This window comes from Thermithiobacillus plumbiphilus, from assembly GCF_038070005.1.
GTDB lineage: Bacteria > Pseudomonadota > Gammaproteobacteria > Acidithiobacillales > Thermithiobacillaceae > JBBPCO01.
On record NZ_JBBPCO010000016.1, the window covers coordinates 43,310 to 57,329 of the forward strand.

The window sequence follows — 14,020 nt, forward strand, 5'->3', positions numbered from 1 at the left end:
TTCAGGAGAAATACCATGAAACGCATCTTTCTATTTCTGGCGACCAACCTGGCCATCATGGTGGTGCTCGGCATCACCGTCAGCCTGCTCGGGGTCGGACGCTTCATCAGCAGCGCCGGCCTGGATCTGAGCAGTCTGTTCGCCTTTGCCGCCATCTTCGGCATGGGTGGCTCCTTCATCTCGCTGGCGATTTCGAAGTGGGTGGCCAAAAAGTCCACCGGCGCCCAGGTGATCGAACAGCCGCGCAACCAGACCGAAGCCTGGTTGCTGGAGATCGTACAGCGCCAGGCGCGGCAGGCCGGCATCAAGACGCCTGAAGTGGCCATCTATGACTCGCCCGAGCCCAATGCCTTTGCCACCGGGCCGAGCCGCAACAATGCCTTGGTGGCGGTGAGCACCGGCCTGCTGCATTCCATGAGCGCCGAGGAGGCCGAGGCCGTGTTGGCCCATGAGGTCAGCCATGTGGCCAATGGCGACATGGTGACGCTGGCGCTGATCCAGGGTGTGGTGAACACCTTCGTGATCGCCATCGCCAAGATCGTCGGCTACGTGGTGGACCGCGCCCTGTCCGGCAACGACGAGGAATACCAGGGGCCGGGCATCGGCTACTGGGTGACCAGCATCGCCGCCGAGATCCTGCTGGGCTTCCTGGCCACGGCCATCGTGATGTGGTTCAGCCGCCGCCGCGAGTTCCGCGCCGATGCTGGCGCCGCGGGCCTGGCCGGGCGCGGCAAGATGATCGCCGCCCTGGAGCGCCTGCGCAGCATCCACGAGCCTTCACACATGCCATCGCAGATGGCAGCCTTCGGCATCAAGGGCGGCGTGGCGCACGGACTCTACAAGCTGTTCATGTCCCATCCGCCGCTGGAAGAGCGAATTGCGGCCCTGCGGGCGCAATGATTGCAAACCGCCTTCAGACTTCAGGGGAGCCCAGGCTCCCCTATTTTTTGCCAGAATGTCTAAGCGAGTGAGCGCGATAGCACGGGGAACACAGCATGCCGCAAACGATTGCCGTCTGGTGGATGTGGTCCGGCTTCATTGTCTTTATCGCAGCGATGATCGCCATCGACATGATTACCCTGCACCGCCACGGGGCACACCGGATCTCCGCCCGGGAAGCCGGTACCTGGACAGCACTCTGGATCGGGCTGGCGCTGCTCTTTGATCTGCTGTTGTGGCTTTACCTCGACAGCCATCATGGTCGCGCGCTGGCAAACGAAAAAGCACTGGAGTTTCTGACCGGCTATCTCATCGAGAAAGCACTCGCCGTCGACAACATCTTCGTTTTTCTGATGGTTTTCAGCTATTTCGCGGTACCGCTCGAATATCAGAAACGGATACTCCTCTACGGTGTTCTCGGCGCAATCGTCATGCGTGCGGTACTGATCCTTGTCGGCGCGGTACTGATCGCGCAGTTTCACTGGATATTTTACGTCTTTGGTGCCTTTCTGGTGTTCACCGGCCTGAAAATGCTGGCTTTTTCCGAACAGGCGCCCGATCTGTCCCAAAATCTGGTGCTACGCTGGATGCGAGGACACCTGCGGATCACCAACAGCTACCACGGCGAACGCTTCGTCATCCGGCAGGATGGCAGGCGCTGGTTCACGCCGTTGGTACTGGTCCTAGTCCTGATCGAGCTGAGTGACCTCATCTTTGCGGTGGACAGCATCCCGGCCATCTTCGCGGTGACCACCGACCCTTTCATTGTATTCACCTCCAACATCTTTGCCATCCTTGGCTTGCGCGCGATGTACTTCCTGCTCGCCGACATCGCCGCACGCTTTCACCTGCTCAGATATGGCCTGGCCATGGTGCTGGTCTTTATCGGCGCGAAAATGCTGCTGGTGGAAGTCTACAAGATCCCGATCGGGCTCGCGTTGATTGTAGTCGCCCTGCTGATTGGCGCCTCGGTGGTGGCCAGCCTGCTCCTGCCGGCACGCAACAGGTCTTCCGACAGCGACACCTAGCCCGCCTCGACGCCTTACGAAATCAGCGTGAGGGTCCGTAGTAATAGTAGGACCGCTGATTCATCGGATCCCAGGCGCGCTGCAACTGCTGATAACCCTGCCCGGGTGCGGCCTGACCGGCATGCGGCCAGCCAGCATGGGAGTCCGGTGCGAACTGCGAGTCCGACCAATCGTAGAGATAGCCGGACTGCTCACCGTGGAACTGCCGGTGTTCGTGAAACTGCTTGTGATGAAACTGCTGGTGTTGGTGAAATCGCTGATGCTGCCGCTCGGCATTTTCCGGGGTACGCGTCAGGCCGCCGCCCCAGCCGATACGGCCCACGTAACCGGGTGGTACCTGAAAAGCCGGTGGCACCTGTGAAAAGGCAGGACCTCCGGTCTGCCAGCCCCCGGCACGATGAATCACCACCCCGCCATGGCTTTCCCCGGCCTGGGCCGGTATCACGGTCCCCATGCACAGCAGGGCGCCCAGAAACGCATATCCGCCTGATTGCCTGTTCATGCCACACCTCCAAAACGGAAGTTATCGGATAGATAACGAAGTCTGGCCGCCCTGGCTGACAGGTGGAACCACTTGAAAGTAGTTTCAGTGACTCGGCTCCACCTCGGACAGGCCATGGGAACGCAGCAGGTCGAGGGTCTGTTCCACCTTGAATTCGGGCACACCAATACTGATCACCGCACCACCCCGATGGACTCCCGCGACGTAGGCGTTGACCTGCTCCTTCGGGACGGGCTTGCCCTCATAGGCGTCCAGGGTACCCGGAATCTCCAGCAGTTTTGGCAGATGATCCACCCGGGCACCCCCATAGTGGGCGGACAGCGAGCCCTGCTCCAGATGCATCTCGGTATTGGGCACGTAAAAGTTCTCATCGTAAAAAAGATCGATGTCGGCGCGCGCATAGCCCGCATTGACCAGCGCCAGTATTGTCTGGCCTGCCTGGCCAGGGTCCTTGAAAAATCCGACGATCCGGTTGGCCACGTCTTCCTCCTGTGTATATGTACCCGGGGCGAACATCCTGTTTTCTACTGCGGTTCAATCCTGCCTCAGCCCTCGCCGGAAATGTCCATGGGCATTCCGCCCGCTTCACGCAGAATGTCCCTGACCTGTGCCTCCCGGCCGGCATCGGCCGATACGGCCAGCACCACGCCACCCTGGCGCGAACCAGCCGCTTGAGGGGCTTCGGGTTCGGCTGCCTCGGCACTGACCGGCTGCGCGCGGCCATGCTTCACCAGACCGAGGCCGGCAAGCATGTTCCGCATGCCAGCGAACAGGGCATCGGGCAGATGGGTCGAGGGCCCTGGCCCTTCCGGCAACAGCTCGCCGCCGCGTCCCAATATCTCATCCTGACCGTAGACATGCATGTCCTGCGATGATAGGCCCAGCGCCTGCAGCCTGGGCAGTACCTGGTCCGCGCTTTGTGCCGAATCGAAAAAGGCAATCACGTGCCTGTTCATACCCGCTCCTTTTCTGGTCCGTTTGCAGGGCACCCATAAGGAAATGAGCCGGATTTGCGGCAAAGGTTCAGTGCCATCCACCACGGGACGGAGCTACCGGGAACATGGGATAGAGGGAAGATCTGTCGGGCACTGCAGGGTTCCCGACGATTCGCTCCGGATTCTGGCAATGAGACCCCCGGCCGGGGTCGCAGGGCAGCGCTCCGGTGCGTAATCATGTATCAGCAAAATGCTTGTATTCGCCCCGATACTTTCCTAGAATACGCGCCTTCTTGAATTCCACGGCACCGAAAGCTGCACCGGGGGCAAAATCCGTCACGCACGGTAGAAGAGGCGCGAAACTTCGGGATCAGGCCAAATCCAGAACCTAGGGCTGTCTGGGGGTGCACGGGAGCTACTTTCCACACTGGACGCATGTACGCAATACCGACATGCACTCAATGAGAGGGGGCTTGACCGATGCGCTCTTTGGGACATCAGATCGTCGCAGAGTTCTACCACTGTGACAAAAACATCCTCAGCGATGTTGAACGGGTAACCGACGCCATGCTGGAAGCGGCCCGCCGCACCGGCTGCACCATCGTGACCCAGACCTTCCACCACTTTTCCCCCTATGGCGTCAGCGGCGCAGTGATCGTCGCCGAATCACACCTGGCCATTCACACCTGGCCCGAATACGGCTATGCTGCCGTCGACATCTTCACCTGCGGTGACACTGTGTTCCCGGAAAAGGGGCTGAATTTCCTCAAGGAAGCCCTGCGTTCACAGCAGGTCTCCACCATGGAGATGAACCGTGGCCAGGTCGACATGATGGGCGTGGACCCGGCTTCCGTGACGGTCAAGCTGGCCGCCAACGGCTAGATCCGCGCGAGCCTGTACCCGTCCGCCAGCCAGCGGGCGGGTTTTCCATTTCAGGACCAGTCAGATCGGCTGAGCCGCCATCCAGACACAGAGGGACACCGCATGAGCACGGAACTATGGTATTCGGAGCGTTGGGAAGAAGGTCGCTCGGGCATCAGCCTGAAGGTGTTGAACGTCCTGCACCGCGAGCAGAGCCCCTACCAGACCATCGAGATCTTCGAAACGGAGAGCTTTGGTACCCTGATGACGCTCGACGGCCTGGTCATGGTGACCGACCGGGACAACTTCGTCTATCACGAGATGATGTCCCACCCGGCCCTGTTTTCCCACCCCGATCCCAAGCGCGTGCTCATCATCGGTGGTGGCGACTGCGGCACCCTGCGCGAGGTATTGAAGCACCCCGGCGTCGAGCACGTGGACATGGTCGAGCTCGATGAGCGCGTCACCCGCGTGGCCGAAATTTACTTCTCCCAACTCTGCGAGTCCAACCAGGACCCGCGCGCCCACTTTCATTTCACCGACGGCATTCAGTGGGTGGCCGACGCCAGGGCGGGCAGCTATGACGTGATCATGGTGGATTCCACCGATCCGGTCGGGCCCGCAGCGGGCCTCTTCGCCACCGAATTCTATCAGAACTGTCTGCGTGCGCTGGGTAATCGGGGCGTGCTCGTCGGCCAGAGCGAGTCACCACTCTTCAATGCCGACCTGATCCGCAGTATCCGCGCGCGTATGCGCGAAGCCGGGGCCAGCGACGTCGCCACCATTCATTTCCCGCAGTGCACCTATCCTTCTGGCTGGTGGAGCGCCACCCTAGCGGGCAAGGGCCTGAATCTGGCCGATTTCCGCGAGCAGGCCGCCCAGGCGAAGGCCTTTCCCACCCGCTATTACAACGCCGCCCTGCATCGCGGCGCGCTGGCCATGCCGGAGTTCCTGCTCGGCTAGAAAAAAACCGGCCGCTCCCCGGACGGCCCAAGCATGGTTTATAATAACAGCGCGGGTGGTCGGCGCCGATCAGGAACCGGGCCACCCGCACCGATTCAGGGGAGCAAGCATGCACTGGACCATCATCATTCAATCGTCGCCGGACGCACCGCAAAATCCGGCCTTCACAGCCCTGCGCCTGGCGGGAGCTGCCGTGGCGGACGGCGAGAAGGTCTGCCTGTTCCTGGTCGAGGGGGCGCTGCAACTGGCGCTGCAGTCCCCCGATATCCAGGGTGACGAGCATTTCCAGGCGCAACGCGACATGCTGTTGGAATACATTGAGATCGGCATGAACGTGCAGGCCTGCGGCATGTGTCTGACGCGCGAATGCAAGAACGAGGGCGATCTGCTGCCCGGCGTGGCCAAGGGCTCGATGAAGACCCTGGTCGCCAGCATTCGTAACTCGGACCGGGTGTTGACGTTCTGAGCAGATATGCCGGATGCGCGCCCTTGTCCGGTAAACCGTTGCAGGTCCTTTACGTTGCATGGTTAACGGGCGGATTGCCCGGTCGCAACCTGCGGAGTATCGGCAATGACAGCCTCCAACTTCACGCGTACCCCGGGCATGGCGGAACAGGCCCTGGCGATATTGCCCCCGCTTGCCCTGGCTACCTATCACAACCCGGTCAGGCCGGCTAACAGGAAGCAGACATACGCCTTGGCTACTCCCGCAAACATGGATGCCTTCTTCAGGCAGGTGGAACACCGGGCCTATCGCATGGTCTGGTATGCCATCCGGGACGAGGAATCCGCCCGGGACCTGGTGCAGGACAGCATGCTCAAGCTGGTCGAGAAATATAGCGACAAGCCTGCTGAAGAGTGGGCGCCGCTGTTCTATACCATCCTCAATCGCCGGATGGTGGACTGGCAGCGCCGCCGCAAGGTCGAACGCATTCTGGGGCTGGTCCTGCCCTGGCGGCACAACGACGCCGAGGATGAAGAGCCGTTCTATCCCGAAGTGCCCGATCCCGCACCCAATCCGGAAGGCAGGCTATCCGGCCGGCAGACCGCCGTCGCCATCGACAGCGCCCTGGCCAGTCTGCCGCCGCGCCAGCGCCAGGCCTTCATCCTGCGCGACTGGGAGGGCCTGTCGGTGAAGGAAACCGCCATCGCCATGCAGTGCTCCGAAGGGAGCGTCAAGACCCATCATTTCCGCGCACTGGCCAAGCTGCGCACGCTTCTCGCCGGTTTTGCTCCCCGGAACGGCGACGAGGAAGCCGGATCCTCGTACAATGCCAAACTGGACGGGAGAGAGGAGGATATTCATGATTAGCAGCATATCTGAACATCTGGATACCGATCATGATGGCGCACACCCGGACGAGATCCTGCTCGACCAGTGGCGGGCCGAGATCCTCGATCCATCGCTGTCGCAGCAGGTTGCGGACCATGTCAGGGAATGTCGCCAATGTCAGCAGCAAAGCAGTCAGGCCTCGCTCTGGGTGAAACACCTGGACAGCCTGCCGCACCCGCATCTGCGCCCGCGCGCTGCGCCTCGCAAGCTGCCCGGCATGGCCCCGGTATATCGCTTCGGCGCGGCACTGGCGACCCTGGTGCTGGTTGCGGGCCTTGGCTGGCAGATGCAGTCGCAGCAGCGGGCCCCGGTCAATGTCGCCATGGATGATCAGAAAGCCCTGCAGGATCCCGGCACCCGGGAACTGCTCAGCGATCTCGAATTCTACCGGTGGCTGGCGGAACACCCCGAAGTACTACAGAAGAATCATCATGATGCCTGACAAGAATGAGATGTTGAACTGGCTTCCCCTGTCTGCCGGCCTGCTTGGCCTGTTGCTCCTGCTGCCGCCGGCTCAGGCTTCCACGCTGGATCCGGAGTTCGCTGCCCAGGCAGGCACTGCCTTGCAGCTCGCCCGCGGGGGCGATGAGCGCGATCCCGACATGCAGCGCCGCCTGCAGGAATGGCGCGACATGCCCGCAGACAAACGGGAGCGCATCAAGGAAAAACGCGAGATGTACGAGCGGCTGGACCCCGCCGAAAAACAGCGCCTGCGTGATGAGTTTCGGGCAAGGCAGTCGCGGGAAAGGGGTTGAGCCAGACCCGGGAGGCAAGCATGGCCGGTGACACACTGGAAAAGCTAAGTCCCCTGCTGTTGCAGGCGGATGCGCTTGCGGGCCCCGCGGAAACTCACGGGCTGCTTAGCGGCCTGGCGGCGGGCAGGCAATTACCGCCCGTACAGGACTGGCTGGCGCTCGTGATTGGCGACAGCGCACCTGAAGAACACCCCGCATTGGTGAAACAACTGGCCGGCCTGCTGATACAGATCAGCAAGGATCTGGCCGGTGAAAATGCCCTCTCCTTCCAGCTTCTGCTACCGCCTGACAGTGCTCCCTTGCAGGACCGGGTCGCGGCACTTTCCGACTGGTGCCGGGGATTCCTGATGGGCCTGCGGCTCAGCGCCCCTGGCAAGTTACCGGACGATGCCCGGGAGATCCTGCGCGACTTCGAGGCCATCACCCAGGCAGGCTATGATCCAGAGCTTTCCGAGGAAGCCCAGGAGGCCGATTTTACCGAGCTGGAGGAATTCGTGCGCATGGGTGTGACCTTGATTCACACGGAACTCCACGAGAAGGAAGTCCCGCCACCCGGGACCCACTGAAATGGCTGTTTACGCCTTCGGTGATCTCCAGGGTTGTGCCGCCCCGCTAAACCGCCTGCTGGAAAAAATTGGCTTCGAGCCCGGCCAGGACCGGCTGGTGTTCGCGGGGGACCTGGTCAACCGCGGGCCGGACAGCGCCGGCACCCTGCGCCGGATCCATGACCTGCGCGAGCACTGTCAATTAGTGCTCGGCAATCACGACATCTATCTGCTCGCCCGCGCCGCCGGCGTCTTGCCCCCGAAAAAGGACGACACCCTGGAGGCAGTGCTCGCGGATCCGCAGGCCGCTCAGTGGATCGAATGGCTGCGCCGGCAGGACTGGCTGGCGCGGGTGCCCGGCACGGACTGGCTGGTGGTGCATGCCGGGATTCACCCGGACTGGGACGAGGATACGGCGCTGCAGCAGGCAGGATACCTGCATGATGCCCTGAGCGGGGACGGCTGGCGGGACTTCCTGCGCATGCTCTGGGCGGCGCCAGCGCCAGAGCGCTGGGAAGATTGCCGCGACGAGGACATGCGCCAGCGCTTCCGGGCGGCGGTCTTCACCCGGGCCCGCCTAATGACGGCCCAGGACCGTTTTCACTGGCCCTCGGAAGCCCCGGCAGGCAAGTCCCGGCCCTGGCATCAGCTCTATCTCGCACGTCACCCGCAGGCGCGCATCGTCTGCGGCCACTGGGCAGCCCAGGGGCTCTTGCGTGAGGAGCGCCTGCTGGCGCTCGACAGTGGCTGCGTCTGGGGCCGGCAACTGACTGCCGCCCAACTGGACAGCGCAACCACGCCCGCCCCCATCTGGCAGGTGGACTGCGCTTCGGCCGGCTCGCGCGCCCGCTACTGAACCTGATCGGACCCCAGCAGGCCGGGGTGTTCGCTGGCCAGCAGGGCCGCCACATCCACCTGGTCGAACTGATAGGGGGCCTGGCAGTATTCGCACAGCACCTCGATCAATCCCTTCTCGCGCAGGATATCCTGCAATTCCGCCTCTCCCAGGCTGCGCAGCATGCCTTCCACCCGCTCACGCGAGCAATGACAGGCGAAATAAACCGGTTGCGGCGTGAACAGCCGCAGATCATCCTCGTGAAAGAGCCGGTGCAGAATGGTCTTGCTCTCCTCCCGCAGCAGCTCCTCGTCGCTCAGGGTATCCGCAAGCATGCCGACGCGCACCCAGTCGTCGAAATCGCCCACGGCGTTGGGCAGGCGCTGAAGCAGCAGGCCCGCCGCCTCTCCCTGCTCGGGATCGGCTCTCAGCCAGAGCCGGGTCGCCAGCTGTTCGGAGCGTTCGAAATACTCCTCGATGCTGCGGGCCAGAGTCGATTCGAGCTGCACGATGCCCTGATAGCGCTCCATGTCCGGACCGGGGTCGATGGTGATGATGACCAGCCCACCAGGGCAGAGCGCCCGCAGGTCTGGTTCGGCGGCTTCAAAATGCCGGGCAGACTCCTCATCCCAGCGGGCATAGGCGCGCATGCCGCCCTTTGGATCGCTCTCGCCCACCAGCAGACGCAGGGGGCCATCGCTCTGAACCTGGATGATGAGGCTGCCATCGAACTTGATGGTGCTGCCAAGCAGGCTGACCGCGGCCAGCATCTCACCCAGCCAGTACTTGAGCAGGGGCGGGTAGTCGTGCTGCTTCAGGACTCGCTGGTACACACTGGAGAGCTGGCACAGCTCGCCGCGAATCGGCGTATTTTCGAAGGTGAATCGCTGTCGGTAATCTGGCATTACATGGCCTCCTCGATGGGCACTAAGCCTTGGACCGCTGCCCCACCAGGGGATCCCCATCCTGCATCAGCGGCCGCATGGTCCTCAAGAGGTTTTGAAAGAGTTGGGGCTGATTGGTTTCCTGCATGGCCAGAATCTGCTTCATGCGCGCGCGCTCGGTAGGCTTGGCGAAGCAGGCCGGGCAGTTGTCCGCAATCACCGGCAGGCCGGCATGCTCGGCGAAGGCGCGGGTCTGGCGCTCGCGTACGTAGACCAGGGGGCGGATCACCCGCAGGTCGCCATCCTTGATGCGATAGTGCGCCTTCATGGTGCGCAGTTCGCCATTGTGAAAGGCCGACATCATAAAGCTCTCGGCCAGGTCATCCAGATGGTGCGCGAGCACCAGCACATTATAGCCTTCGCGACGGGCGCACTCATACAGCGTACCCCGACGCAATCGCGAGCAGAAGCTGCAAAAGGAGGGCTTGTCCATGTGCTGCTCGGCGATCTTCACGATCGGCTTTTGCATATAGAAATACGGGATGCCGAGCCGGGGTATGTAGTCACGCAAGGGGCCGGGATCGAAATCCTCGCTCTGCGGATCGACGGTCACCGCCGCGAGTTCGAAGGGAATCGGCGCGCGCCGCTGGAAATCCAGCAGCACATGCAACAGGGTCAGCGAATCCTTGCCACCCGACACGCCCAGCAGCAGCCGGTCACCCGGCTCGATCATGTGGTAATGGCGGATGGCCTGACTGGCCAGGCGCGCCAGCCGTAGTGGTGGCCGGTGCCGCAGCCCGGGTTCGGGTAAACCGTCAGCGCCTGCCCCTACATGCATCAGAACATGTTCCCCAGACCGCGGATGAGATTCTGGATCGCGTTGCCCATGGGATCGCGGTTCTGGTTCTGGTCCGGCGCAGGTGCCTGCGGTTCATTGCCGGGGACTCCAGCATCCGCAGGTAGCTGCGATTCCGTGGTGACGATCGGGCAGGGTTCAGCCGGGGGTGGGGCCGAGCCAGTGATGAAGGGCACGTTCACGTAGTCCGGATGGATGACGCGCACCTCGGGCTGGGCCGGCTGGCCGCCAAACAGGGTGTCAAAGGGATTGAAGGCAGGCATGACGGTGACCTGCGCTGGCTGCTCCAGACAGTTCGGGCCCGGCTGCAAGCCCGTGGCCGGGTCAATGGGCAGCACCTCGATGCCGGCAGGACGGCGCAATGGCTTGGGTCGTACGCGAAGATCCCGGGCCATCCGGCCCCAGATCTGCAGCGCCCCTTCACTGCCACTGAGACCGGCAGGCCGGTTATCGTCCCGACCGACCCAGACCACGCCCAGCCAGTCCCGGTTGTAACCGGCAAACCAGCTGTCCCGCATGTCATTGGTGGTGCCCGTCTTGCCTGCCAGACCAGCACCGACCGGGATGTACTGTGAAGCAGCAGCGCCGGTGCCGACCTGCATCACCCGCTCGAGCGCGGCATTCAGGAGATAGACCGCGCGTGGGTCAACCGCCTCCACGGTCTTGGCAGGATAGCGTCCCACGAGCTTGCCATCAGCGGTATAGACCGCCTGGATGCTGCGCACCGCCGTGCGATAACCGCCATTGGCAATGGTCTGGTACATCTGGCCGACCTCCAGGGGCGTCAGGCCATGGGCGCCCAGCAGGAGCGAAGGGGTAGCGGGCATGTTGCGCCGCACCCCCAGGGCCCGCAGGGTATCGAACACCGCTGGCAGTCCCAGCGCCTGCCCGAGCCGTACGGTCGGCACATTCAAGGAAGTGTAAAGGGCACGTTCGAGCAGCACCGGACCGCGGAAACGGCGGTCGTAGTTTTCCGGCTTCCAGTCGCCATCGGCCACCTTCCAGACCAGCGGACTGTCATCCAGCACGGTCGCCAGCGTGTACTGGGGCGGGCGCGAGAGCGCCGTGAGATAGACCGCCGGCTTGATCAGGGAGCCGATGGGCCGCACCGCATCCAGGGCACGATTGAAGCCAGCGTAGTCGGGTTGGCGGTCGCCGACCAGGGCCAGCACCTCGCCGGTGGCGGGATGGATCACGGCACCCGCCCCCTGCAGGCTGCCTCGTGGCAGACGATGGCGCCGCTCCAGGTCAGGCAGTCCCTTGGCGATGGCCGCCTCCAGGGTGCGCTGGGTGGGCAGGTCGAGGGTGGTGAAGATGCGCAGGCCGTCAGCGGTCAGGGTATCCTCGTCATAGACCTGGCGCAGCTGGCGCCGTACCAGATCGAGGAAGGCAGGTGTCGGTCCCAGGGTCTTGCGGGCCCGCACCACTTCCAGGGAGCCGCGTTTCAGACGTTCGGCACGCGCGCTGTCGAGATATCCGACCGCCACCAGCTTGTCCAGCACCTCATTGCGCCGCTTGCGGGCATTGCTGGCATTCCGGTAGGGATTGTAGAGATTCGGCGCCTGGATCATGCCCGCCAGCAGAGCGGCCTGCTCCAGGTTGATATCCTTTAAACTGACGCCGAAGTAGACCCGGCTGGCCAGGCCGACGCCGTGAATCGAGCGACTGCCGTCCTGACCGAGATAGATCTCGTTGAGGTAGGCCTCCAGGATCTCATCCTTGGAATAGTGCATCTCCAGCAGCATGGCCATGGCGGCTTCGCGCAGCTTGCGCCAGAGGCTGCGCTCGCTGCTCAGATAGAGATTTTTCACCAGCTGCTGGGTCAGGGTGCTGCCGCCCTCGACGGTTCGCCCTGCCTGGGCATTGTGGACGAGAGCCCGCAGGATGCCGCGCAGATCCACGCCATGGTGCTCATAGAAGCGCCGGTCCTCGGTGGCCACGATGGCACTGATCAGCGACTTCGGCACGTCCTTGAGTTTGACCAGAATGCGATCTTCCTGGATCTTCGGGTAAAAGACCCCGATTTCCTCAGGTTCCAGCCGGACCCGCTCCATGTTGCCGGCGCTATCAAGTGCCCGTACGCGGCTGATCCGGTCTCCGGCAAAATCCACGCGCAGGGCCTGGGCGGGCTCCCGGATGTCGCCGAAATCAAAGGCGCGACTGTGGATTTCCAGGGAATGACCGTTGCGACTGTACTGTCCGGGCCGGCCTGGCTCGCTGCTGACCGCCCGGTAGCCGAGGCGCCCGAGCGAGTTGACCAGTTCATCCTCACTCAGGGGGCGACCACTGAAAAGCTCCAGGGGGCGGGCATAGACGCGGGCGGGCACCTGCCAGCGCTTGCCTTCGAAGCGGCTGGTCACCTGCTTGTCCAGATAGAGCAGGCTGGCTACTGCGCCGAGCGAAAAAACGAGGCCCAGGATACCCAGAATCACGGCCAGACGCTTGCTCATGTACTTCCTTTACCAAATGCGGATTTTTGCACGCGAAATCCTAAAGCCACCAGGATGGCGTGCCGAACACGGTGTGTTGTTTCTGCCCACTGGCCGGGATCAGGAACTGCTCCGGACATGGACCCATCCAGTGATGATCGAAGACCCGCCTCCAAGGCGGACTTATGAAAACATAAAAAACTTTAGTCCTTAACTTTGCAAAGCTTACTATACTACGTATTGGTATCATGTAACCAGAGACAAGAATTGCTTAACCCCTGAGGAGATTCGTCAATGCACAAGATCCATATGGCTGCCTCGCTACTCTCCGCCGGCCTGCTGGCCCTGAGCAGTTCGTCTGTTTTCGCCGCCCCCGCGCTGATGTCCGCAGATTGGGCCAAAGAAGCCTGCAATGCCTGGAACAAGGATCCGGTGCTCACCAACAAACTGGTCGAGACCGGCTGGATGAAGAACGACAAGGGCCGGGGCTACAAGATCATGCAGATCTATCGCATGGACTGCCAGAACAGCCCCCGCATCGAAATGAAGATCGCCAACAAGGATGGCAAGGCCATCTGCGTGCAGGCCGGCCATGCCCAGACCAAGCTCGACCCCTCCGTGGATTACGCCATGTGGGCGGAAACCAAACGCTGGATCGAGATGGGCAACGATGATTACGGCCCGATGAAGGCGATGATGTTCGGCCGCCTGAAGTTTCAGGGCCCCAAGGGCGAGGCCATGGGCAACATGAGCCCGTTTACCAACTTCCTGCACCTGGTGGGCAAGGTGCCCAGCGATACTAGCACCTGCCCGACCGCCTGAGTTCAGGCATCCGCAGCAGCGCAGCAGAAAAAGGGATGCAGATGCATCCCTTTTTCCTGGCAGGAACACCTGGCCCGGGCAGGAACCCGCTATAGGTACTTGTTGATGATCTTCGCCAGTTCCGCATAGCCTTGCGGAACCAAATGCACACCATCCGACCCCATCAGGCTGGGCCAGTTGCTCAGGGCCCGGAAATCCTTTTCCGAGTCCACCAGCTTGATGCAGCTATTGCCCTGGGCGGCGATCCAGTCACGTAGTTGCTGGTTCACCCGCTGATTGCGGGCATCCACGCTGTCCTTGCGCGGCAGGATGGTCATGACAAAGACAGTGGCA

Annotated in this window: 18 protein-coding genes; 11 read left to right on the forward strand and 7 right to left on the reverse strand. The window is 62.5% G+C overall.

Features of this window, described 5'->3' with window-relative positions; all coding sequences use genetic code 11:
* Positions 1–15: 15 nt before the first annotated feature.
* Positions 16–900 carry a protease HtpX gene (gene htpX / locus WOB96_RS13750; RefSeq protein ID WP_341371872.1) on the forward strand — a complete coding sequence of 295 codons (885 nt, stop codon included), beginning with the start codon at positions 16–18 and terminating at the stop codon, positions 898–900.
* A gap of 95 nt (positions 901–995) precedes the next feature.
* The gene (locus WOB96_RS13755; RefSeq protein ID WP_341371873.1) at positions 996–1,967 is read left to right on the forward strand and encodes a TerC family protein; all 972 of its coding nucleotides are present in this window, start codon (positions 996–998) and stop codon (positions 1,965–1,967) included.
* Between the two features lie 22 nt (positions 1,968–1,989).
* Here the strand turns inward: WOB96_RS13755 and WOB96_RS13760 are convergent, their stop codons facing one another.
* From WOB96_RS13760 to WOB96_RS13770, 3 genes are all read right to left on the reverse strand, one after another.
* The gene (locus tag WOB96_RS13760; protein ID WP_341371874.1) at positions 1,990–2,469 is read right to left on the reverse strand and encodes a hypothetical protein; all 480 of its coding nucleotides are present in this window, start codon (positions 2,467–2,469) and stop codon (positions 1,990–1,992) included.
* An 84-nt stretch (positions 2,470–2,553) separates the two neighbouring features.
* Entirely contained in the window at positions 2,554–2,949 is a 396-nt protein-coding gene (locus WOB96_RS13765) for a hypothetical protein (protein ID WP_341371875.1), read from the reverse strand.
* Positions 2,950–3,014: 65 nt separating this feature from the next.
* Positions 3,015–3,425 (reverse strand): hypothetical protein, encoded by a 411-nt coding sequence (locus WOB96_RS13770; RefSeq protein WP_341371876.1) that lies wholly within the window; start codon positions 3,423–3,425, stop codon positions 3,015–3,017.
* Between the two features lie 459 nt (positions 3,426–3,884).
* Here WOB96_RS13770 and speD point away from each other — a divergent pair, with 459 nt between their 5' ends.
* The 8 genes from speD (at position 3,885) to WOB96_RS13810 (ending at position 8,717) form a co-directional block, all read left to right on the forward strand.
* A complete protein-coding gene (gene speD, locus WOB96_RS13775; protein ID WP_341371877.1) occupies positions 3,885–4,286 on the forward strand; it encodes an adenosylmethionine decarboxylase in 402 nt (133 codons plus the stop codon).
* Between the two features lie 102 nt (positions 4,287–4,388).
* A complete protein-coding gene (gene speE / locus WOB96_RS13780; RefSeq protein ID WP_341371878.1) occupies positions 4,389–5,228 on the forward strand; it encodes a polyamine aminopropyltransferase in 840 nt (279 codons plus the stop codon).
* 109 nt (positions 5,229–5,337) lie between these two features.
* The gene (locus WOB96_RS13785; protein ID WP_341371879.1) at positions 5,338–5,694 is read left to right on the forward strand and encodes a DsrE family protein; all 357 of its coding nucleotides are present in this window, start codon (positions 5,338–5,340) and stop codon (positions 5,692–5,694) included.
* 105 nt (positions 5,695–5,799) lie between these two features.
* Positions 5,800–6,540, forward strand: coding sequence for an RNA polymerase sigma factor (locus tag WOB96_RS13790; RefSeq protein ID WP_341371880.1), 741 nt, complete (start codon positions 5,800–5,802; stop codon positions 6,538–6,540).
* On the forward strand, positions 6,533–7,003 hold the full coding sequence (locus WOB96_RS13795) for a hypothetical protein (RefSeq protein WP_341371881.1): 471 nt from the start codon (positions 6,533–6,535) through the stop codon (positions 7,001–7,003). The genes WOB96_RS13790 and WOB96_RS13795 overlap by 8 nt, the downstream gene beginning before the upstream one ends.
* Before the next feature lie 10 nt (positions 7,004–7,013).
* On the forward strand, positions 7,014–7,316 hold the full coding sequence (locus WOB96_RS13800; RefSeq protein ID WP_341371882.1) for a hypothetical protein: 303 nt from the start codon (positions 7,014–7,016) through the stop codon (positions 7,314–7,316).
* A gap of 20 nt (positions 7,317–7,336) precedes the next feature.
* Positions 7,337–7,882, forward strand: a complete 546-nt coding sequence (locus WOB96_RS13805; RefSeq protein ID WP_341371883.1) for a UPF0149 family protein — start codon at positions 7,337–7,339, stop codon at positions 7,880–7,882.
* Between the two features lies 1 nt (position 7,883).
* On the forward strand, positions 7,884–8,717 hold the full coding sequence (locus WOB96_RS13810) for a symmetrical bis(5'-nucleosyl)-tetraphosphatase (RefSeq protein ID WP_341371884.1): 834 nt from the start codon (positions 7,884–7,886) through the stop codon (positions 8,715–8,717).
* On the opposite strand, the gene hslO is transcribed toward WOB96_RS13810, so the two are convergent.
* From hslO to mrcB, 3 genes are read right to left on the reverse strand one after another with little or no spacing between them, the layout of a single operon-like run.
* Positions 8,711–9,601 carry an Hsp33 family molecular chaperone HslO gene (hslO, locus tag WOB96_RS13815; RefSeq protein ID WP_341371885.1) on the reverse strand — a complete coding sequence of 297 codons (891 nt, stop codon included), beginning with the start codon at positions 9,599–9,601 and terminating at the stop codon, positions 8,711–8,713. The genes WOB96_RS13810 and hslO overlap by 7 nt on opposite strands.
* Positions 9,602–9,623: 22 nt before the next feature.
* Positions 9,624–10,418 (reverse strand): tRNA 2-thiocytidine biosynthesis TtcA family protein, encoded by a 795-nt coding sequence (locus WOB96_RS13820; protein ID WP_341371886.1) that lies wholly within the window; start codon positions 10,416–10,418, stop codon positions 9,624–9,626.
* The gene (mrcB, locus tag WOB96_RS13825; protein ID WP_341371887.1) at positions 10,418–12,886 is read right to left on the reverse strand and encodes a penicillin-binding protein 1B; all 2,469 of its coding nucleotides are present in this window, start codon (positions 12,884–12,886) and stop codon (positions 10,418–10,420) included. Before mrcB ends, WOB96_RS13820 begins: the two co-directional genes overlap by 1 nt.
* Before the next feature lie 273 nt (positions 12,887–13,159).
* On the opposite strand from mrcB, the gene WOB96_RS13830 reads away from it, so the two are divergent.
* The gene (locus WOB96_RS13830; protein ID WP_341371888.1) at positions 13,160–13,687 is read left to right on the forward strand and encodes an SCP2 sterol-binding domain-containing protein; all 528 of its coding nucleotides are present in this window, start codon (positions 13,160–13,162) and stop codon (positions 13,685–13,687) included.
* Between the two features lie 89 nt (positions 13,688–13,776).
* Here WOB96_RS13830 and WOB96_RS13835 read toward each other — a convergent pair.
* A partial coding sequence (locus WOB96_RS13835) for an SGNH/GDSL hydrolase family protein (RefSeq protein WP_341371889.1) occupies positions 13,777–14,020 on the reverse strand: 244 nt, incomplete at its 5' end.